The organism is Pseudomonas sp. Pdm06, assembly GCF_014851795.1.
Classification (GTDB): domain Bacteria; phylum Pseudomonadota; class Gammaproteobacteria; order Pseudomonadales; family Pseudomonadaceae; genus Aquipseudomonas; species Aquipseudomonas fluorescens_AA.
Window position 1 is genome coordinate 80978 of record NZ_JACVAH010000011.1, and the last position, 20440, is coordinate 101417.

Annotated in this window: 20 protein-coding genes; 6 read left to right on the top strand and 14 right to left on the bottom strand. The window is 60.7% G+C overall.

Features of this window, described 5'->3' with window-relative positions; all coding sequences use genetic code 11:
- Window positions 1-124: 124 nt before the first annotated feature.
- Window positions 125-1354, top strand: coding sequence for a phosphoglycerate dehydrogenase (gene serA / locus IB266_RS18400; protein ID WP_025211258.1), 1230 nt, complete (start codon window positions 125-127; stop codon window positions 1352-1354).
- A gap of 198 nt (window positions 1355-1552) precedes the next feature.
- On the opposite strand, the gene IB266_RS18405 is transcribed toward serA, so the two are convergent.
- Window positions 1553-1978 (bottom strand): DUF4399 domain-containing protein, encoded by a 426-nt coding sequence (locus tag IB266_RS18405; RefSeq protein WP_192262028.1) that lies wholly within the window; start codon window positions 1976-1978, stop codon window positions 1553-1555.
- Window positions 1979-2111: 133 nt separating this feature from the next.
- On the opposite strand from IB266_RS18405, the gene IB266_RS18410 reads away from it, so the two are divergent.
- Window positions 2112-2681, top strand: coding sequence for a transporter substrate-binding domain-containing protein (locus IB266_RS18410; RefSeq protein WP_192262029.1), 570 nt, complete (start codon window positions 2112-2114; stop codon window positions 2679-2681).
- A 157-nt stretch (window positions 2682-2838) separates the two neighbouring features.
- On the opposite strand, the gene IB266_RS18415 is transcribed toward IB266_RS18410, so the two are convergent.
- The 12 genes from IB266_RS18415 to IB266_RS18470 all read right to left on the bottom strand — a co-directional run bounded on the left by IB266_RS18415 (window position 2839) and on the right by IB266_RS18470 (window position 15198).
- Window positions 2839-3465 (bottom strand): class I SAM-dependent methyltransferase, encoded by a 627-nt coding sequence (locus IB266_RS18415; protein WP_192262030.1) that lies wholly within the window; start codon window positions 3463-3465, stop codon window positions 2839-2841.
- Window positions 3466-3628: 163 nt separating this feature from the next.
- Entirely contained in the window at window positions 3629-4273 is a 645-nt protein-coding gene (locus tag IB266_RS18420; protein ID WP_025211262.1) for a methionine ABC transporter permease, read from the bottom strand.
- Entirely contained in the window at window positions 4263-5387 is a 1125-nt protein-coding gene (locus IB266_RS18425; protein ID WP_192262031.1) for a methionine ABC transporter ATP-binding protein, read from the bottom strand. Before IB266_RS18425 ends, IB266_RS18420 begins: the two co-directional genes overlap by 11 nt.
- Window position 5388: 1 nt before the next feature.
- Window positions 5389-6198: a MetQ/NlpA family ABC transporter substrate-binding protein gene (locus IB266_RS18430; RefSeq protein ID WP_092329978.1), complete on the bottom strand. Its 810-nt coding sequence runs from the start codon at window positions 6196-6198 to the stop codon at window positions 5389-5391.
- A gap of 21 nt (window positions 6199-6219) precedes the next feature.
- Entirely contained in the window at window positions 6220-7596 is a 1377-nt protein-coding gene (locus tag IB266_RS18435; protein ID WP_192262032.1) for an LLM class flavin-dependent oxidoreductase, read from the bottom strand.
- Window positions 7596-8789 carry an SfnB family sulfur acquisition oxidoreductase gene (locus IB266_RS18440; RefSeq protein WP_192262033.1) on the bottom strand — a complete coding sequence of 398 codons (1194 nt, stop codon included), beginning with the start codon at window positions 8787-8789 and terminating at the stop codon, window positions 7596-7598. The genes IB266_RS18435 and IB266_RS18440 overlap by 1 nt, the downstream gene beginning before the upstream one ends.
- 23 nt (window positions 8790-8812) lie before the next feature.
- A complete protein-coding gene (locus IB266_RS18445) occupies window positions 8813-10054 on the bottom strand; it encodes an SfnB family sulfur acquisition oxidoreductase (protein WP_072409220.1) in 1242 nt (413 codons plus the stop codon).
- Window positions 10055-10388: 334 nt separating this feature from the next.
- Window positions 10389-11159, bottom strand: coding sequence for a hypothetical protein (locus IB266_RS18450; protein WP_192262034.1), 771 nt, complete (start codon window positions 11157-11159; stop codon window positions 10389-10391).
- A gap of 506 nt (window positions 11160-11665) precedes the next feature.
- Complete coding sequence (tcyN, locus tag IB266_RS18455; protein WP_072409216.1) at window positions 11666-12427, bottom strand: L-cystine ABC transporter ATP-binding protein TcyN; 762 nt, start codon at window positions 12425-12427, stop codon at window positions 11666-11668.
- A 3-nt stretch (window positions 12428-12430) separates the two neighbouring features.
- A complete protein-coding gene (gene tcyL, locus IB266_RS18460) occupies window positions 12431-13096 on the bottom strand; it encodes a cystine ABC transporter permease (protein WP_060739686.1) in 666 nt (221 codons plus the stop codon).
- On the bottom strand, window positions 13096-13896 hold the full coding sequence (gene tcyJ / locus IB266_RS18465; RefSeq protein ID WP_060739685.1) for a cystine ABC transporter substrate-binding protein: 801 nt from the start codon (window positions 13894-13896) through the stop codon (window positions 13096-13098). Before tcyJ ends, tcyL begins: the two co-directional genes overlap by 1 nt.
- Before the next feature lie 309 nt (window positions 13897-14205).
- Window positions 14206-15198 carry a D-cysteine desulfhydrase gene (locus IB266_RS18470; RefSeq protein ID WP_192262035.1) on the bottom strand — a complete coding sequence of 331 codons (993 nt, stop codon included), beginning with the start codon at window positions 15196-15198 and terminating at the stop codon, window positions 14206-14208.
- A 507-nt stretch (window positions 15199-15705) separates the two neighbouring features.
- Between IB266_RS18470 and betT the strand changes: the two genes are divergently transcribed.
- On the top strand, window positions 15706-17667 hold the full coding sequence (gene betT / locus IB266_RS18475) for a choline transporter BetT (RefSeq protein WP_192262104.1): 1962 nt from the start codon (window positions 15706-15708) through the stop codon (window positions 17665-17667).
- A gap of 152 nt (window positions 17668-17819) precedes the next feature.
- Here betT and IB266_RS18480 read toward each other — a convergent pair whose 3' ends face one another.
- On the bottom strand, window positions 17820-18560 hold the full coding sequence (locus IB266_RS18480; protein WP_060739682.1) for an SDR family oxidoreductase: 741 nt from the start codon (window positions 18558-18560) through the stop codon (window positions 17820-17822).
- A 130-nt stretch (window positions 18561-18690) separates the two neighbouring features.
- On the opposite strand from IB266_RS18480, the gene IB266_RS18485 reads away from it, so the two are divergent.
- The 3 genes from IB266_RS18485 (at window position 18691) to IB266_RS18495 (ending at window position 20386) form a co-directional block, all read left to right on the top strand.
- Window positions 18691-19581 (top strand): LysR family transcriptional regulator, encoded by an 891-nt coding sequence (locus IB266_RS18485; protein WP_192262036.1) that lies wholly within the window; start codon window positions 18691-18693, stop codon window positions 19579-19581.
- A gap of 128 nt (window positions 19582-19709) precedes the next feature.
- Window positions 19710-19892: a type II toxin-antitoxin system HicA family toxin gene (locus IB266_RS18490; RefSeq protein ID WP_192262037.1), complete on the top strand. Its 183-nt coding sequence runs from the start codon at window positions 19710-19712 to the stop codon at window positions 19890-19892.
- Window positions 19893-19984: 92 nt separating this feature from the next.
- Window positions 19985-20386 carry a type II toxin-antitoxin system HicB family antitoxin gene (locus IB266_RS18495; RefSeq protein ID WP_063325186.1) on the top strand — a complete coding sequence of 134 codons (402 nt, stop codon included), beginning with the start codon at window positions 19985-19987 and terminating at the stop codon, window positions 20384-20386.
- Window positions 20387-20440 lie beyond the last annotated feature (54 nt).

Genomic DNA, 20440 nt, shown 5'->3' on the forward strand with positions numbered 1-20440 from the left:
TAGCATACCGACCCCGCAGCGTAGTGCCCAACGGCTGTTCTGCGGCGACGGCTGTCACGCCGGTCGGGCCAGCATGCGCTGTCCGATTCCCTGCCATTTTTCTCCGGGACACAGGTTTACGCAGATGAGCAAGACTTCTCTCGATAAGAGCAAGATCAAGTTCCTTCTTCTCGAAGGCGTCCACCAATCGGCTGTCGACGTCCTCAAGTCGGCGGGCTACACCAGCATCGAGTACATCACCAGTTCTCTGCCGGAAGCCCAGCTCAAGGAAAAGATCGCCGATGCTCACTTCATCGGCATTCGCTCCCGTACTCAACTGACCGAAGAGATCTTCGACCACGCCAAGAAACTGGTGGCGGTCGGCTGCTTCTGCATCGGCACCAACCAGGTTGACCTCAACGCGGCTCGCGAGCGCGGTATCGCGGTGTTCAACGCGCCGTACTCCAACACCCGTTCCGTTGCCGAGCTGGTGCTGGCCGAAGCGATCCTGCTGCTGCGCGGCATCCCTGAGAAGAACGCTTCCTGCCACCGTGGTGGCTGGATCAAGAGCGCGGCCAACTCCTTCGAAATCCGCGGCAAGAAGCTGGGTATCGTCGGCTACGGCTCGATCGGCACGCAGTTGTCGGTCCTGGCCGAAGGCCTGGGCATGCAAGTGTTCTTCTACGACACCGTGACCAAGCTGCCCCTGGGCAACGCCACCCAGGTCAACGACTTGCACGAGCTGCTGGGCATGTCCGACATCGTGACCCTGCACGTACCGGAAACCGCCGCCACCCAGTGGATGATCGGCGAGAAGGAAATCCGTGCCATCAAGAAGGGCGGGATCCTGATCAACGCCGCGCGTGGCACCGTGGTCAAGCTCGACGCCCTGGCCGAAGCGATCAAGGACAAGCACCTGATCGGCGCGGCCATCGACGTGTTCCCGGTGGAACCACGCTCCAACGACGACATCTTCGAAAGCCCGCTGCGTGGCCTGGACAACGTGATCCTGACCCCGCACATCGGCGGTTCCACCGCTGAAGCCCAAGCCAACATCGGCCTGGAAGTGGCGGAGAAGCTGGTCAAGTACAGCGACAACGGTACGTCGGTATCGTCGGTGAACTTCCCGGAAGTGGCCCTGCCGGCACACCCTGGCAAGCATCGCCTGCTGCACATCCACGAGAACATCCCGGGTGTGATGAGCGAGATCAACAAGGTCTTCGCCGAAAACGGCATCAACATTTCCGGTCAGTTCCTGCAGACCAACGAGAAAGTCGGCTACGTCGTGATCGATGTCGACGCCGAATACTCGGACCTGGCGCAAGAGAAGCTGCAGCACATCAATGGCACGATTCGTTGCCGCGTGTTGTTCTAAGCAGGCTGGCTTTGCAGTAAAAAAAACGGGAGCCTCGCAAGGGGCTCCCGTTTTTTTGCCTGGCACAACATGAAATCTTGTGGGAGCAAAGCTTGCTCGCGATAGCGGTCGTCCAGTTGGCATCCATGTTCAATGGACCACTGCTATCGCGAGCAAGCTTTGCTCCCACAGGCGTTTGTGTTGTATCAGTCGGTGCTGTTATTTCACGGTGACCGTGATCTTCTTGGACACGATCGACGGCTCGAACGGCATGTGGCCACTGTCGCCCAGGATCAATTGCAAGGTGTGCTTGCCCGGGGCCAGTTTGATGGTGGCCTGGGTCTGTGCCTTGCCGAAGTGCATGTGGTTGGCGTCGTTTGGAATCGCTGCGCCTGCCGCAGGCAACGTGTCGACATCGATCAGCAAATGGTGATGGCCAGTGTTCTTGGTCACATCGCCGGCGGGGGCCAGGGCGATGTCCTTGACGCCGAACTTGACCGTGAATTCCTGGGCGACGGTGTCGCCGTCTTCCGGGGAAACGATGAACACTTCAGCACCTTTAGGCGCCGGTGTCGCGGCGCTTGCCAGCATCGAAGCGCCCAATAACAGACCGGCCAACGCGGCACGAGACATAAAGCTTTTCATTTTTTTCTCCAGTTTTTCCATGAAATCCGCCTGGCCATCACAACTTCATGACCAATCGTTGTCGAAGCCTGCAACAACCATAGCAAAGCGAGCCTGAAACGAGCGTCGCTTGTATAAATACAAAGGAGTGACCATGCGCTTTCTGCCTGGCCTGATTTGCCTGCTACCCCTTTTGAGCCCCCTGGCTCATGCCGAACTGATCGATGACATCAATGACCGTGGCGAACTGCGCATTGCCCTTGAGGCCAACACCGCGCCCTTCAACTTCAAGGAAGACGGCAAACTCACCGGCTTCGAAGTGGAGCTGGGTGAAATGCTCGCGGCTGAACTCGATGTACGACCCGATTTCGTGGTCACCGATGCCGGGGATCTGCTGCCCGGTGTGGAGAGTGGCAAGTACGACGTTGCCATCAACCACATAGCAATGACCCCGGAACTGGCCGAACGTTTCGACCTCAGTGCCGCTTACAGCCGTCCGGATGCACAACTGCTGGCGAGCAAGGAGGAGCCGCAGCGTCCGTTGGTCATGGCGCAGTCGTTCCAGCCGGAAGAAGAGAAGAGCGGCCCGCCACCGAGCCTGGTGATTCCGTTCCAGAAGGGCAACCCGGCGTTCAAGGCCAGCCTGGATAACGCCCTGACGCGTATCAAGGATGACGGGAGGCTGGAGCAGTTGTCGCAGAAGTGGTTGGGTCGTAGGAGCTGACGAGTGCAACGAGGCTGCGATCTTTCCCCAGACACTTGAGTCTCAAGTGAAAGGTCAAAAGATCGCAGGCTTCGCCAGCTCCTACAGAGCCGAGCGGGAGCAAGCTCCCTCGCCACAGGGGCAGCATTCAGTCGGTCGAGCCGAGCCGGGCCGGCTCTCAAGCCTTACGCCAGACACTCGCCAACCAAGGCTGTTGCTCCCGCGGCAGCCCCGCCGGCCGGTAATAATGCTCCAGCTCTACAAAGCCCGCTTGCGTGAGCAATGTGCGCCAGGCCGCGAGGTCGTGATAGGCGCCGAAGCGCTGGCCATTCCAGCCCTCCTGGTTTTCGCCCCGAGGGTTCGAGCTGAACAGCACGCCGCCGGGCTTGAGCGTGGCGTGCAGTTGCCGGAGTACCCGAGGCAGTTCCTGGACCGGGACATGAAACAGCACCGCGTTGGCGAAAATCCCGTCAAAGCGTTCGGCCGGCAGGTCGAGTTCCAGGAAGTCCTGCTGCCACACCTCACAACCGCTGTCCTGGCGCGCCATGCGGGCAAATTCCGCTGAACCGTCGAGGCCGACCGCGACATGGCCCATGGCTGTGAAGGTGCGCAGGTCGCGCCCCGGGCCGCAGCCGAAATCCAGGATGTGCAGCGGTGCCTGGCCCTGGATATGGCGCAGCAAGGCGTCGATGTTCTGGCTGACATCATGGTCGCGGGTGCCTTCGCGGAAGCTTTCTGCCACGGCGTTGTAATGGCTCAGGGTCGTGGCGGTGATGGCGTGCAGGTCGTCGGCGGTGTGTTTCATGGGTATTGGCTTGGGTGGGAAACGTTGGGCTGACTATACCGCACATCCACGGGTCACCCCCTGTGGGAGCAAAGCTTGCTCGCGATGAACGATGACACGGTATTGAAGTTGAAACCGTGTCGCCTGTTCGCGAGCAAGCTGGGCTCCCACAGTCCCTACAAACTCAGCGCTTATTCAAGCCCCGCGCCAGGCGGTCACCCCCCAATTGGATCACAGCGACCAACGCCACCAGCAACACGATCACCGTGAGCATGATCTGGCTGTCGAAACGCTGGTAGCCATAGCGGTAGGCGATGTCGCCCAGGCCACCGGCACCGATTGCCCCGGCCATGGCCGAGGAGTTGATCATGGTCACCAGCGTGATGGTGAAACCGCCGACGATGCCCGGCAGGGCTTCGGGCAGCAGCACATGCCAGACGATGTGCCAGCGGCGGCAACCCATGGCCTGGGCCGCTTCGATCAGGCCATGGTCGACTTCCCGCAGGCTGACTTCGGCGATACGGGCGAAGAACGGCGTGGCGGCGATGGTCAGCGGTACGACCGCGGCCCACACGCCATAGGTGGTGCCGACGATCAGCCGGGTGAACGGAATCAGCGCCACCATCAAAATCAGGAACGGTATCGAGCGGAACAGGTTCACGAACGCGCCCAAGGCCCGGTTCAAGGCCGGCGCTTCATAGATCCCGCCCTTGCCGCTGGTGACCAGGATCACCGCCAGCGGGATGCCCGCCAGCAACGCGATCAACGACGACACGCCGACCATCAGGAACGTGTCGATGAAACCTTGCAGTAACCGATCAAACCACATAACCCAGCACCTCCACCCGTTGCGCCCAATTGCCCGCCCGTTGCCGCAGTTCCTCGGCGCCCCACGACGAACCGCTCACGGCCAGCAGCAATTGCCCCAGCCCGTGGCCCTGAATCCGTTCGATGCCGCCGTGCAGCAATCGCACCCGCCCGCCCAGGGCGCTGAACAAGGCGGCAAGATCCGGTTCCTCGCGATCTATGCCGGTGAATTGCAGGCGCAGCACCGTAGCCGCGTCCGCCGACGCCGGCAGCACCTGCAGGCGACTTTGCAGTTCTTCCGGGATGGCGTGTTGCAACGGCGCCAGCAGCGTCCGGCTGACCTCATGTTGCGGGTTGCCGAAGACTTCCCAGACCGGTCCCTGCTCGACGATCCGCCCCTGCTCAAGCACCACCACCCGGTCGCAGACTTCGCGAATCACTGCCATTTCATGGGTGATCAATACGATGGTCAGGCCCAGCCGCTGGTTGATCTCGCGCAGCAGGCCGAGGATCGACTGGGTGGTCTCCGGGTCCAGGGCCGAGGTGGCCTCGTCGCACAGCAGGATCTGCGGGTCATGCACCAGCGCCCGGGCAATCCCGACGCGTTGCTTCTGCCCGCCCGAAAGCTGCGCCGGGTAGGCCTTGTGCTTGCCGTGCAGACCCACCAGCTCCAACAGCTCGCGGACTTTGCGCTGGCGCTGCTCCTTGGGCACGCCGGCGACCTTGAGCGGCAGTTCGACGTTCTGCCACACGGTCTTGGCCGACATCAGGTTGAAGTGCTGGAAGATCATGCCGATGCGCCGACGCAGCTCCACCAGGCGGTCTTCATCGAACTCGCCGATGTCCACCCGGTCGATCAACACCCGGCCACTGGTGGGTTGTTCGAGCCGGTTGATGGTGCGGATCAGCGAAGACTTGCCAGCACCGCTGCGGCCGATGATGCCGAACACTTCGCCGCGCTGGATCGCCAGGTCGATGCCCTGCAGCGCCGCCACCGGGCCCTGGCTGCCGTTGTAGGTCTTGCCCAGGCCGATGAAGCGCACGTGGGCACGGTTCAACTCTGGATGCAGTTCAGTCTGGTCGGCGCTTTGCGGCGCGGGGGCTTCGTCGCGCAGTCGCGCGTTGACGGCGTTCATGTCAGCCTTCCCAACCGGCCTGGTAGAGCTTGCCGTGGGCCTTGTCCAGGGCGGCGCGCACGACTGGCGAGTGCTGGTAGATGTCGACGAACTTGATCAGCCGTGGATCGTTCTGGCTCTTGGGCTGGATCACGAACTGAATCACGTATTCCTTGTGATCGAGGCCGTCGAACAGCAAGGCCGAGCTGGCATCGAAGGTCTTGGCCAGGCGGATGTAGGCCGGATAACCCTGCACCAGGTCGGCGTCTTCATAGGCGCGCACCAGTTGCACCGCTTCGACTTGCAGGATCTTGAGTTTCTTCGGGTTGGCGACGATGTCGTCTTCGGTGGCCTTGTAGCCGACGCCCGGCTTGAGGCTGATCAGCCCGGCCTTGGCCAGCAGTTGCAGGCCGCGACCGCTGTTGATCGGGTCGTTGGCAATGGCGACGCTGGCGCCTTCGGGCAGTTCGTCGAAGCTTTTGTATTTTTTCGAATAGAGACCAACGTTGTTGATGATCCCCGGCGCAAACGGCACCAGGTCGAACCCGGCGGCGGCCTTGGCGTTTTCCAGGAACGGGATGTGCTGGAAGTAATTCACGTCGATGTCACCGGAGGCCAGGCTGACATTGGGCGCGATCCAGTCGCTGAACTCCACCAGTTCGACCTTCAGGCCTTGCTTGCCGGCTTCTTCGACCGCTGCCTCCAGGGGAATGGCGAACGCGGCGGTGGTGCCGATCTTCAACGGTGCGTCGGCGGCAAACAGCGCCGAGCTGAACAGGCCGAGGGCCAGGGCCAGTGCTTTGACTGGCAGGGTCAGGAGTTGCGTGGTCATGTCGGTTATTCCAGTCATTGATTAATTGAGCCGTGCGCTTTTTTGGCGGTAGGTCGAACCGGTGTGTTGTTCGGGTAGATGGGCCTCTGCGCGGAACAGCTTTTCCCGCAAGGTGCCGTTGTCGTATTCGGTCTTGTACGAGCCGCGTCGCTGCAACTCGGGGATCACCAGGTCGATGAAGTCCACGTAGCTTTGCGGCGTCACGATGCGAGTCAGGTTGAAGCCATTGAGGCCGGTTTCAGCGATCCACGACTCCAGCTCATCGGCCACCTGTTCGGGCGAGCCCACCACCGTGATGTAGCGACCGCCCAAGGCGTGTTGCTGCAACAATTTGCGCCGGGTCCAGTCGTTGTTCTGCAGGGTCTTGGTGGCGGACTGGATGGCGTTGCTCTTGACGTACTGGATCGGCTCGTCCAGTTCGTACTGGGAAAAATCGATCCCCGTCGACGCGGAAAAATGCGCCACCCCGGCTTCGGCACTGGCGTAGCTGAGGTATTCGGCATGCTTGGCCCAGGCGGCCGCCTCGGTCTCGCCGACGATCACGTTCAGGCCCATGAACACCTTGATGTCCTCGGGGTTGCGTCCGGCCTCGATGGCACTGGCGCGGACCTTGTCCACCTGGGCCTTGGTCGCCGGTTTGTTCTGGCCGCTGATGAACACGCACTCGGCGTGCCGCCCGGCGAACAGCAAACCACGCTCGGAACTGCCGGCCTGGAACAGCACCGGGGTGCGTTGGGGCGATGGTTCGCACAGGTGATAGCCCTCGACCTGGTAGAACTCGCCTTGGTGGCGGACCTTGTGCACTTTCTCCGGTTGGGCATAGATCCGCTGCTCGCGGTCGTTGATCACAGCGTCGTTTTCCCAGCTGCCCTCCCACAGTTTGTAGAGCACTTGCAGGTATTCATCGGCCTGGTCGTAGCGGCGGTCATGCTCGACTTGCGCCGTCAGGCCCATGGCTTTGGCGGCGCTGTCCAGGTAGCCGGTGACGATGTTCCAGCCGACCCGGCCGCGACTCAGGTGGTCGAGGGTGCTCATGCGTCGGGCAAACAGGTAGGGCGGTTCGTAGGTCAGGTTGGCGGTGAGGCCGAAGCCCAGGTTTTTCGTCACGGCGGCCATCGCGGAGACCAGCAGCAATGGGTCATTGACCGGCAGTTGGATCGACTCCTTGAGCGTGACATCCACCGACTGTTGGTACACGTCATAGACGCCAACGATGTCGGCGATGAACAACCCGTCGAACAACCCGCGCTCGAGCAATTGCGCCAGGGCGGTCCAGTATTCGAGGGTGTTGAACTGAGTCGAGGTGTCCTGGGGATGAGTCCACAGCCCATGGTTGATGTGCCCGATGCAGTTCATGTTGAACGCGTTGAGCAGGATCTTTTTTTTGCCGGCCGCCATCAGATGGTCCCCCGCAGCGGCGGTTTTTCGTCGTTGAGGTAGAAGTTGCCCACGGCGTGGTATTTCCAGCGCACCGGATCATGCAGGGTGTGCACCCGGGCATTGCGCCAGTGACGGTCGAGGCCATGTTCGGCCAGGGTCGCCTGGCTGCCGGCCAATTCGAACAGCGTGCTGCTGGCGGCCAGGGATGTTTCGGTGCTGATGGCACGGGCTTCGGCCACGGCAATCGAGGCGGCGGCGACCGTGTCGGCCCCGGTGTCGGCCTGGGCCCGGTCGAGGAATTCTCCGGCGCGTTCCAACAAGGCTTCGGCGGCATGCAGGCGGATGCTCAGTTGGCCGAAACTCTTGAGGGTGTGCGGGTCTTCGGTGGCGATGTCGCTGGTGGCATCGATCCAGGGACGGGTTTTGCTGCGGACAAAATGCAAGGCGTCTTCATAGGCGGCGCGGGCGATGCCGGTGTCGATGGCTGCGTGAAGAATCTGCGCCAGTGGCCCCACCGGTGTGGGACGTTCGAAAGCACTTTGGAAGGGCACGATGTCGTCGGTGGCGACATACACGTTTTCAAACACCACCGAACCACTGCCTGTGGTGCGCTGGCCGAAACCGCTCCAGTCGTCGATCACCGTCAGGCCTTTGCTGTCACGAGGGACGAATGCCAGTTGTTGCACGCCGTTTTCATCCACCACCGAGGTGGGGATACGCTGGGCATAGATAGCCCCCGTGGCGTAGAACTTGCGGCCGTTGATGCGATAGCCCTCGCCGTCGCGGCGCAGTTGGGTGGTGCGGTCATGGGCAGTCTTCGTACCAAGTTCGGCCAGGGCGTTACCAAAACGCTGCCCGGCGAGCACTTCGGCGTACAGGCGTTGTTTTTGCGCTTCAGTGCCGTTTACCCGCAACACCTCCAGGGCGTAGAAATGATTTTGCGGAATCTGCCCCAGCGAGCCGTCGGCCTGGGAAATCAGGGCAATGACTTTGGCCAGGGTGACGTTGGACACACCGGCACCGCCATAGGCCTTGGGTACACTGATGCCCCACAGGCCTGAGCGGGAGAAGGCCTCCAGTTCCGGGTACGGCAAGCGCCGCTCGCGGTCGCGCAGGGCACTGTCGCGCTTGAAGTCATCGGCCAGGTCACTGGCCACGATCAGGGCTTGTTCATCGCTGGTGATCACCGCGACGTGTTGAGAAAACGTCATGTACTGCTCCAGAGGTCGGGTCGTCAGATCCAGGAATGCCGGGCCGGCAAGGTGCCGTTCAGGTGGTAGGCGCCTACCGCGTGATACTTCCAGCGCACCGGGTCGTGCAGGGTATGGACCCGTGCGTTGCGCCAGTGGCGATCAAGATTGAATTCGGCGAGGGTGGCGCGGCTGCCGGCCAGCTCGAACAGTTTTTCGCTGGCTTGCAGGGCGATCTCGGTGGTGAGTGCCTTGGCTTCGGCCACGGCAATCGAGGCGCGGGCGGACGATTGCGCGGTGATGGGGGCGGCACTGACTTGGTCCAGTACTTGTCCGGCCTTGCGCAGCAACGCTTCGGCGGCGTGCAACTCGATTTTCAGCTTGCCGATGTCGGCGATCACGTAGAGGTCATCACTGGCCCGGTCGACCTTGGCGTCGATCCAGGGCCGGGCCCGTTCGCGGACGAAGGCGATGGCATCGTCGATGGCGCCACGAGCAATGCCTGCATCAATGGCGGCCTGGATCAGTTGGGAAATCGCCCCTTGCACACCGGGCGTTTCGTTGATGCGCCAGTTCTCCAGCACTAACTCGGCATCCACCCGCACATTGTTCAGCAGTACGGTGCCGCTGGCTGTGGTGCGTTGGCCGAAGCCCGACCAATCGTCGACGATGCGCAGGCCCGGGGTGCCACGCCGCACGAACGCCAGCACTTGCCGGCCCTCGTCATTCAGTGCCTTGACCGCGACCCAGTGGGCGAACAGTGCGCCAGTGGAATAGAACTTCTGGCCATTGATGACGAAGCCGTCACCGTCGGCGGTGATCCGCGCCTTGAGTTCAAGGGTGTTGCGAGTGCCACGTTCGGGCCCGGCATTGCCAATGCGCCAGCCTTCGAGCACGCTCTGCAACAGGATTTTTTTTTGCCGTTCGGTACCGGTACCGAGAATCAGCTGGAGCACGCCGAACTGGTTCTGGGGGATCTGCCCCAGGGCCGGGTCGGCGGCGGAAATGATTGCGAACACGTCGGCCAGGGTGACGAACGAAACCTGCGGGCCGCCGTAAGCCCGGGGAACGGCGATGCTGCCCAGTCCGCTGCGGGTGAATTGCTCGATTTCCGCCCAAGGCAGCTTGCGTTGCTGGTCACGACGCGCGGCTTGCTGACGGGCGACCTGTGCCAGTTCATGGGCGGCCTTGATCGCCTCGGCATCGTTGCGCAACACTTGCGCGGGCAACAGCAGGGGGGCGATGTCCAGGTCGCTCTGGACCTTTGCTTGCGCCAAATCCGACATTACAGCCACTCCGTGGCTGCGGGCAGTGCCTTGGCATACTGCACTGGGGCGATTGTGTTCCGTTCCATACCCACCTCACATCTCAAGAAACGCCGCGATGAAGGCGGCGAGCAAAAATCTAGAATGTCCGGTGGTCCGGTTTATATACCCTAGGCGTGTGTAAATTATTTTTGAACTAACTTTTAGGAATATATATAGGTTAGATTCAATTTGAAGGAGTCCTCTGTGGCGAGGGAGCTTGCTCCCGCTGGGTTGCGCAGCAACCCTTCTTTCATCGGTGGGCGCTGCGCACCCAAGCGGGAGCAAGCTCCCTCGCCACCAAAAGCGCTCTGTATCAAGGCGCTCGATGTTGCGGTTCAGCGGCCATGAGGGCCTCTTTCGAGGGCTTCTTCGGATAGGGATTGGCGCAACCGATCTTCAACGTCCGTGGCGGTGCCCAGTGGGAGTTGTTGCCCACGCGGTCGAGGATGCAGTAGGTCACTTCCAGGCGCAGGTCTTCTCCCGCCTCCAGGATGATCTGCGGCGGGACCCAGATATTGATCGGCTGGCCGACCTCGCTGGCGGTGAGCGCAGGCAGGTCCATGCGTACATCGCCCCAGCGCAGGGTCACGGCATCGCCGACGGCCATGTTCAGGTAGGGTTCGATGGTCAGCGGTACGCCGCGCTTGATCTGGCTCGGGTTCACCCCTTGGCGCCGGATGGTGGTGGGAATGCGCACCGGCGCCAAGCCCTGGTTTTCATCGCCGCTCAGGGCCAACGGTTGGCCGCCGGGACAATCGAGCTTCACCAGCACCTGTTGCTTGGCCGACAGCGCCGGCCCGCGTCCGACCTGCATCACCCGATAATGGATGCGCGAGGTGCCGTTGACGATGAAGCTCTCCGGGACCCGCATCGTGATGTTGCCCAGTACGTCGGCCTGGGACAGCACGCGTGAACCGACGTAGCAGTTGTCCCAGAACAGTTCGATCAGGTCACCGGTGTCCATGCCGGGGTAAGGCGCAATAGCCACCTCCAGGTGAGCGGCGTTGGCGATATTGATGCCAGTAGGGTGGGCATTGGCCAGTGTGGGGGCGGCCAGTTCAGGACTCTTCGACTTACATGTCATGGTGTTCTCCTTGATGCTTGAAAACTAAGTCCGTTTCGGGAAGATCAAAAGGCGATAGATCATCGCGATGTATATGTTATGGGTGTAGTCATAGGGGCTGTCTGCGCTTAGTCACTGCGCAAACTAAAATACGGTGCGTCGCCTGTCGGGCACTAGATAAGGGCTCTACAGTTTCAGTGTCAATAGAGCCGGTTGCTTAATAACTCGTTGTGAAAGGCTTCAGAAACGTCCTACGTGTGCATGTTAAGAATGCGCGGCGCGGCAGGCCAATTTCCTAGGCTCGTTGGTTTTTTCGAGAAGGGCTAGAAGCCGCGTCTGACAACTAAGTTTGTGAGGAAGGCGGAGGGAAAATGTTGCGAGAGTTTTATATAGGTTACTTCCTATATAAAAACGGAGGCTTTTAGTCGGGTGTGAATTGCAAGTTGTGTCGTTCGGATAAAAGAGCGGCGATGTCGTGTTAGTTGTGCGGCGGCCTCACTTCCATCCCTGGAAGTGATAACACTGATTTACTGGTCGCCGTGTCCGGCAGAGAGGAACTTGCTGAGGAACTGTCGCGTGCGTTCTTCCTTGGGGGCCGCAAACAAGGCCTTGGCTTCGCCTTGTTCGACGATCACGCCTTTGTCGAAAAACACCACACGGTTGGCCACGTCCCGGGCGAAGCCCATTTCGTGGGTCACGATGACCATGGTGCGCTTTTCTTCGGCCAGGCCGCGAATGGTTGCCAGGACCTCGCCTACCAGCTCCGGATCGAGGGCCGAGGTCGGCTCGTCGAACAGGATCACCGCTGGTTCCATCGCCAACGCCCGGGCAATCGCCACGCGCTGTTGCTGGCCGCCGGAAAGGCGCCGTGGGTAGGCGTTTTCCTTGCCGGCCAGCCCGACCTTGGCCAACAGCTTGCGCCCCAAGGCTTCGGCGTCGGCGCGGGGAATTTTCTTCACCACTTGCGGGCCTTCGGTGACATTTTCCAAGGCGGTGCGATGGGGGAACAGGTTGAAGTTCTGGAACACGAAGCCCACCTGCTGGCGCAAACGGCGCACCAGGCCTTGTTGCTGGTTCAGCGGACGACTGCCATCGATCTCGATGTCGCCGACCTTGATCCGGCCACTGGTAGGCTCTTCGAGGAAGTTCAGGCAGCGCAGGAACGTCGTCTTGCCCGAGCCGCTGGGGCCGATGATCGCAACCACTTCGCCTTCTTCGATCTTCAGGTCAATGCCGTTGAGCACCACCTGACCCTTGAACTGCTTTGTCAGTTTTTCCACGACAATCATGGGTCAGGACTCCTGGTCATGCCGATTGACCCGGGCTTCCAGGACGTTCTGCAGGTGCGAGAGCACGGTGGCAAGAACCCAATAGATCAGCGCGGCGGCAAGGTACATGGTGAAGATTTCGAAGGTTCGCGCGGTGATCAACTGCGCCTGGCGGAACAGCTCCGGCACCTGGATGGTCGCCGCCAGCGCGGTGTCCTTGACCAGGGAAATGAAGCTGTTGCCCAACGGTGGCAGGGCCGTGCGTGCGGCTTGCGGCAGGATGGCCCGGCGCAGGGTCTGGGCGCGGGTCATGCCGATACTCGCCGCCGCTTCCCACTGGCCGCGCTCGATGGAGCTGATGGCGGCCCGCAGGATTTCACACGCATAGGCGGCCATGTTCAGCGAGAAACCGATCAGCGCCGCTGGCAGCGGATCCAGCTCGATGCCCAGTTGCGGCAACCCGTAATAGATCACGAACAACTGCACCAGCAACGGCGTGCCGCGAAAGAACGACACGTAGATGCGGGCAATCCAGCTCACCAGTTTGAAGCGCGACAGGCGCATCAGCGCCAGGCCGAACCCCAGCAGCAAGCCGAAAAACATGCCGCCCAGGCTGAGGATGACCGTGTAATACGCGCCCTTGAGCAGGAAGGGCGCGGAGTCCAGTGCGAGTTGAAGAGCTGCTTCCATTATTGGGTAACGTCAGCGCTGAAGTATTTTTCCGAAAGTTTCTTCAGCGTACCGTCGGCGCGCAGTTTCTCGATGGCCTTGTTCACGGCTGCCAGCAGTTCGGGCTCGCCTTTGCGCAGGGCAATACCGGCTTCCTGGCGGGAGAAGGCTTCGCTGGTGACGGTGGTGTCCTTGGCTTTCTTGGCGTATTCCAGTGCGGCCAGACGGTCGATCAGGATGGTATCGATACGGCCGACGCGCAGGTCCTGGAACTTGGTAGGGTCGTCATCGTAGGTTTTGACTTGGGCGCCCGGTACTTCAGCTTTTACCCACTGTTCGTAGTTGGTGCCCAAGCCCACGCCGACTTTCTTACCGTCCAGGTCAGCGGCCTTCTTGATGTTCAGCTCGTCGGCTTTCTTGGTCAGTACCAGCGCTTGAATCCCGGAAACGGTGTACGGCTCGGAGAAGTCATACTTTTTCTTACGCTCCTCGGAGATAGTCACCTGGTTGACCACTGCGTCCAGACGCTTGGATTCCAACGCCGCGAGGATGCCGGCCCATGGGGTCGTCTGCAGCTTGACCTTCACACCCAATTCCTTGGCCAGGGCTTCGGAGAATTCCACTTCGAAGCCGGTCAGCTTGCCGCTGTCATCAACGAAGCTGAACGGTGGATAAGTGCCTTCCAGGCCGATCTTGATTTCACCGGCATCCTTGATTTTCTGCAGTTGCTCACCGGCAACCGCTTGCCCCAACAGCCCGGCGCTCAATGCCAGGCCCAGCGAACCGACCAACAGGTTGCGACGTAATGCGGAAAAATTCATGACAAGCCCCTGTGTTTTCTTATGAAGAGGTTATTTTGGCTGAGATAAGGCGTAGCCGCGATCCGAAAAGATTGCCACATCCTGCCTTAAAGCAACCTGGGCGTCTCGCGGCAAATACGCCTGCGGCGAGACTATAAGTTGGCTTTTATAGATTGGAAAATAATATTAAATCAACCATATATGCCTGTTTGGAATGACCCCCTGTGGGAGCGAGCTTGCTCGCGATAGCAGTGGATCAGCCCAATTCCAATCAGCTGACACACCCTCATCGCGAGCAAGCTCGCTCCCACATTGAGGGTTTCCACATCTTCAGAAGACGGTGTTATAGGCAAACAACGCCGGTGCGCCGCCGGTGTGCAGGAAGATGATCGGGCCTTCGTCGAAGCGGTCGCGGCCAATGCCATCGAGCAGGCCGGCCACGGCCTTGCCGGTGTAGACCGGATCGAGCAACAGGCCTTCCAGGCTGGCCAGCAGCTTGACCGCCGCCAGTGTCCCGGCGTTCGGTTCGCCGTAGCGGGGGGCAAAATATTCATCCCACAGGATCACTTTGAACGCTTCCGGAAGGGCGACTTCAAGTAACGCTGCCGTGCGCTCGGCCAGGCCCTGGACCTTCGGAAACTGGTCCTCCTCGCTGCGCGAAACCGTGACGCCAATGACCGGAAGCGCCGGCAGGCTTTCACTCAACGCCAGCGCCAGGCCGCTGTGGGTCCCGGCACTGCCCGAGGCCAGTACCACGGCAGCGAACTCGATTCCGGTGTCCTTGATCTGCTCGGCCAATTCCAGGCCGGCGCGCACATACCCCAGTGCGCCCAAGGCGTTCGAACCGCCAATCGGCACCAGGTAGGGCTTTTTCCCATTGCTGCGCAGGCGTCCGGCGAGGGCCTGCAATTGCTCGTCGGCGTTGTCCAGGTTTTCCACTAGCTCGACCTTGGCGTCGAACAGCTCCAGCAGCAGCCGGTTGCCGTTGCCCAGGTAATTGCTGTCTTCGGTGCCGATGGGGTTTTCCAGCAAGGCCACGCAACCCAGGCCCAGCTTCGCGGCCAGGGCGGCGGTCTGGCGTACGTGGTTGGACTGGATCGCCCCGGCGGTGATGAGGGTATCGGCGCCTTGGGCGATGGCATCGGCGGCCAGGTATTCGAGCTTGCGCAGTTTGTTGCCGCCCAAGGCCAGGGGCGTCAGGTCGTCGCGCTTGATGTAGACGTCCCGGCCGAGCCAGGTGGAGAGGCGGTCGAGTTTTTCCAACGGTGTCGGATGGCTGAGCAGGTCGAGACGGTTAAAGCGAGACAACTGTTCTTTGATCATGGGTCCGTACTGGTTGTAGGCGATGTCTGGACTATAGGCACGCGGATATTCGTGGGCAACCGGCAATCATTTGTTTGGAAGTAAACCGGCGACGGGCAGGGAGTGACACATGATTTATGAACACCTCAAATCCTGTGGGAGCGAGCTTGCTCGCGATAGCGTTGGTTCAGTTGGCCTCTGTATTGACTGACATACCGCCATCGCGAGCAAGCTCGCTCCCACAGGGGGCTGTGTATATGGCTTAGACACTGAACGAATGCTCACCAGGCAACGTCATACCCTCCCGTAGGCTAGCGTAGGAAGCATGCCGTTGAGCCCTGCGATTAGTCCTTAGCTGCCTATTCATGTTTAACTTGAACGTTCATTCAAGTTAAACCGTCGGTTTGCTGCCCGCTCACAATAAGGAGGCTTGCTTTTGCCGAGTCCGTTTTCGACCCTCGCCGTTTCGCTGCCCGGGGTGCCTCGCCCATGAGTGCTTCGTCCCTGCCACCCAGCGGCCTGGTCCGCATGAACCCGCCGGTGTTTTACTTCGCCGCGACCTTCATCCTGCTGTTCGGCCTGGTGGTGATTGCCATGCCCACCCAGGCTGGCGCCTGGTTGCTGGCCGCGCAGAACTGGGCGGCCAATACGGTCGGCTGGTACTACATGCTCGCGATGACGCTGTATCTGGTCTTCGTGGTGGTCACCGCCTTGTCCGGCTACGGCAAGATCAAGCTCGGTGCCGACCACGACGAGCCCGAATTCAGCTATCTGTCCTGGGCCGGTATGCTGTTTGCCGCTGGCATCAGCATCACGCTGTTTTTCTTCTGCGTTTCCGAGCCGCTGACCCATATGGTGCAGCCGCCCCAGGGCCAGGCCGGTACCGCCGAGGCGGCGCGCCAGGCCATGCAGATCCTGTTCTTGCACTGGGGCCTGCACGGCTGGGGCGTCTTCGCGTTCGTCGGCATGGCCCTGGCGTATTTCGCCTACCGGCACAATTTGCCGCTGGCCCTGCGCTCGGCGCTGTACCCGCTGATCGGCAAGCGCATCAATGGCCCCATAGGCTACGCCGTGGACGGCTTCGGTATTATCGCGACGGTGTTCGGCCTCGGCGCGGACATGGGTTTTGGTGTGCTGCACCTCAATTCCGGGCTCGACTACCTGTTCGGCATCGCTCACACCCAGTGGATTCAAGTTGGTTTGATCGTGCTGATGATGGGCGCGGCGATCATCGTCGCGGTGGCCGGTGTCGACAAGGGCGTGCGGGTCATGTCCGACATCAACATGCTGCTGGCCTGTGCGTTGTTGCTGTTCGTGTTGTTCGCCGGACCCACCCAGCATTTGCTCAATACGTTGATCCAGAACATCGGCGATTACCTCGGCGCCTTGCCGATGAAAAGTTTCGACCTGTACGCCTACAACGAGCCCAGCGACTGGCTGGGCGGCTGGACGGTGTTCTACTGGGCTTGGTGGATCGCGTGGTCGCCGTTCGTGGGCCTGTTCATCGCGCGGATTTCCCGTGGCCGCACCATCCGCGAATTCGTGTTTGGCGTGCTGCTGATCCCCCTGGGTTTCACCCTGGCGTGGATGTCGATCTTCGGCAACAGCGCCATCGACCAAGTGCTGAACCACGGCATGAGTGCCCTGGGCATGTCCGCCCTGGAAAACCCGTCGATGAGCCTTTACCTGCTGCTGGAAACCTACCCCTGGAGCAAGACCGTCATCGCGGTCACCGTGTTCATCAGCTTCGTGTTCTTCGTCACGTCCGCTGACTCGGGCACCGTGGTGCTTTCGACGCTGTCCGCCAAGGGTGGCAATCCCGATGAGGATGGGCCGAAATGGCTGCGGGTGTTCTGGGGTGCGATGACGGCCCTGGTGACCAGTGCGTTGTTGTTCTCCGGCAGCATCGATGCCTTGAAGTCGGCGGTGGTGCTGACGTCCTTGCCGTTCTCACTGATTTTGCTGTTGATGATGTGGGGCCTGCACAAGGCGTTTTACCTGGAGTCCCAGAAGCAGATCGCGCAATTGCACTCCCTGGCACCGGTGTCGGGATCGCGCCGGGGCACGGGTGGCTGGCGTCAGCGCTTGAGCCAGGCGGTGCATTTTCCGTCTCGTGATGAGGTGTACCGTTTCCTCGACACCACGGTGCGCCCGGCCATTGAAGAAGTGACCGCGGTGTTCGTCGAGAAGGGGCTGACGGTGGTGACCCAGCCCGACCCGGCCAACGACAGCGTCAGCCTGGAGATCGGTCACGGCGAGCAGCATCCGTTCATCTACCAGGTGCAGATGCGCGGCTACTTCACGCCGTCCTTCGCCCGCGGCGGCATGGGCTCGAAGGAGCTCAACAACCGGCGCTACTACCGTGCCGAGGTGCACTTGAGCGAAGGCAGCCAGGATTACGACCTGGTGGGCTACACCAAGGAGCAAATCATCAACGACATCCTCGACCAGTACGAGCGGCACCTGCAGTTCCTGCATTTGGTGCGCTGAGCGAGGCTGTAGGTTTTCCATCTTTACCGGCCTCATCGCGAGCAAGCTCGCTCCCACAGGGGCAAGTGATTCCTTCTTGGAGGGCTGCTGACTCCCTTGTGGGAGCGAGCTTGCTCGCGATAGCGGTTTGGCGGGCGCCGCCGGGCGAAGCTTCAGACAAGCCCGCCATTGGCCCGCAGGACCTGCCCATTCACCCAGCCAGCGGCCGGGCTCACCAGGAACGCGATGATGCTGGCAATGTCCTGCGGCTGGCCGAGGCGTTCCAGGGGCGGCATCTTGGCGTAGTGCTGCACCTGTTCTTCGCTCTTGCCGTGCATGAACAGTTCGGTGGCGACCGGGCCGGGAGCCACGGCATTGACCGTGATCTGCCGACCGCGCAGCTCCTTGGCGAATACCTGGGTCAAGGACTCCACCGCCGCCTTGCTGGCGATGTACACCGAGTAGCCGGGCAGGTTCAGGCCTACGGTGCTGCTGGAAAAATTCACGATCCGGCCACCGTCGTTCAGGCGGGTCGCGGCTTCGCGCAAGGTGTTGAAGGTGCCACGGGTGTTGATGGCGAACGTCTGCTCGAACAGCTCGTCGCTGTGTTGCGCCAGGGGCATTACCTGGAGGATGCCGGCGTTGTTGATCAATACATCGACCTTGCCCAGTTTCGCTTCGGTTTCATCGAACATCCGCCGCACATCGGCGGAAGAGGACACGTCTGCCTTGACCGCTATGGCTTGGTGACCGGCCTGGCGCAGTTGAACCACCAGTTTCGAGGCTTCGGTGGCGCTGTTGGCGTAATTGATGACCACGGCAAAGCCTTCGCTGGCCAGTTGCTTGGCAATCTCTGCTCCGATGCCGCGGGAGGCGCCGGTCACGATGGCAACTTTCGAGTTTTGAACAGTCATGTGAGGTTCCTTTGAGGTTGAAGTGTCGTGATTCGTTGAAACCAGATTCACATGTTTACTCTTGGCGATAAATGCCCGAGAGTTGCCTTGACTGTTCAATATTTTCCAACAATCAAGGCGCGGGGTTCAGATGGACCAAGTCAAGGCGATGAGGGTATTTGTCCGCATATACGAGCGCAGCAGCTTCACCCTGGCCGCTGAAGACTTGAATATGCCCCGGGCCACGCTGACCCATACGCTCAATCAATTCGAAGCCTGGCTGGGCATTCGTTTGCTGGAGCGCAGCACCCGCAAGGTGCGCCCGACCCTCGACGGCGAAGCCTACTACCCGCGCTGCGTGCAATTGCTGGCGGAGCTTGAAGAGGCCGAACTGGCGTTTCGCGGCGTGGCGCCCAAAGGCAAACTCAGAGTAGACCTGCACGGCACCCAGGCGCGGTACTTCGTGATTCCGGCGTTGCCGCAATTCATGGCCCGCTACCCCGAAATAGAACTGTTCATCAGCGAGGCGGATCGTTTCGTCGACCTGATTGCCGAGGGCGTCGATTGCGTGCTGCGCTCCGGTACGCTGGCGGATTCGTCATTGATCGGCCGGCGTGTCGCCAATCTTCGGCAGATCACCTGTGCCAGCCCCGGTTACCTGCGCCAGTATGGCGAGCCGAAGAGCCTCGATGACTTGAAGCATCACAGGGCGGTGAATTACGTCTCGCGGACCACCGCCAAACTCTATCCGTTCGAGTTCATGGTCGATGGCGAACTCAAGGAGGTGCCGATCGGGGGGGCGTTGTCGGTGTCCGGCGCCGAGATCTACGCCGCCTCGGCCATCGCCGGCATGGGCCTGATCCAATGCCCGCATTACCGAATGGAAGAACCGATCCGGCAGGGAATGATCCAGGAAGTCCTCACCGCCTACCCGCCGCCTTCCATGCCGGTGTCGGTGCTCTATCCCCACAACCGACACATGTCGCCACGGGTTCGCGTATTCGTGGATTGGGTGGCGGAGGTGTTTGCGCAGGCGCGATGACCGAGTGGTGATGGCGGTGCATTTGTAGGAGAGTTGAACTAATATTTTTCTGGGTGTGTATTGTGTGTATCGGGAGCCTTTTTCGCAGCTAGAGTTTTCCGGCAGAGTTGTCGAATAGGGCAAAGGTGATGCGAAGTCGGGAAATGATCAGGAAGATCGAAGAGGACGGTTGGTATCTGGTGGCTGTCAAGGGTAGCCATCATCAGTACAAGCATTCCACCAAGGCTGGAAGGGTGACGATCAAGCACCCTGACGCCGATCTGCCCAGAGGCACGATCAATAGCATATTGAAACAGGCGGGCCTGAAATGAAGCCCATGACCGATTACGAAATCCCCGATGGGGATGCATTGTTATCAGACCGGTTGCTGCGGTTGCCGGATCTGAAGGAAGGATTCGTCCACATGAAATTTCCGGTCGTTCTGCACAAGGATGCCGATTCCGACTACGGAGTGACGGTCCCGGATGTACCGGGTTGTTTCTCCGCAGGCAGTACTGTGAGCCAGGCATTCGAAAATGTGAAAGAGGCGCTCTCGTTGCACTATGAAGGCTTGATAGCCGACGGCGAACCGCTGCCGCAGATCCATGAAATCGACGATCATCTCGACGATCCGCAATACGCCGGGGGGATATGGGGGGTGGTTGAGTTTGATGTCACGCCCTATTTCGGAAAGTCAGTGCGGTTCAACGCCACGCTGCCCGAGCAATTGCTTGAGCGCATCGACCAAACCGTGCGACGGGACCAGCGTTATAGCTCGCGTTCGGGTTTTCTGGCAGCGGCGGCCTTGCGCGAACTTTCAGCCTGACCGAGGCGTCTGTGAAATGTTAGCGTCTGTCACCCGCCGTCCGAACAGAGAGCC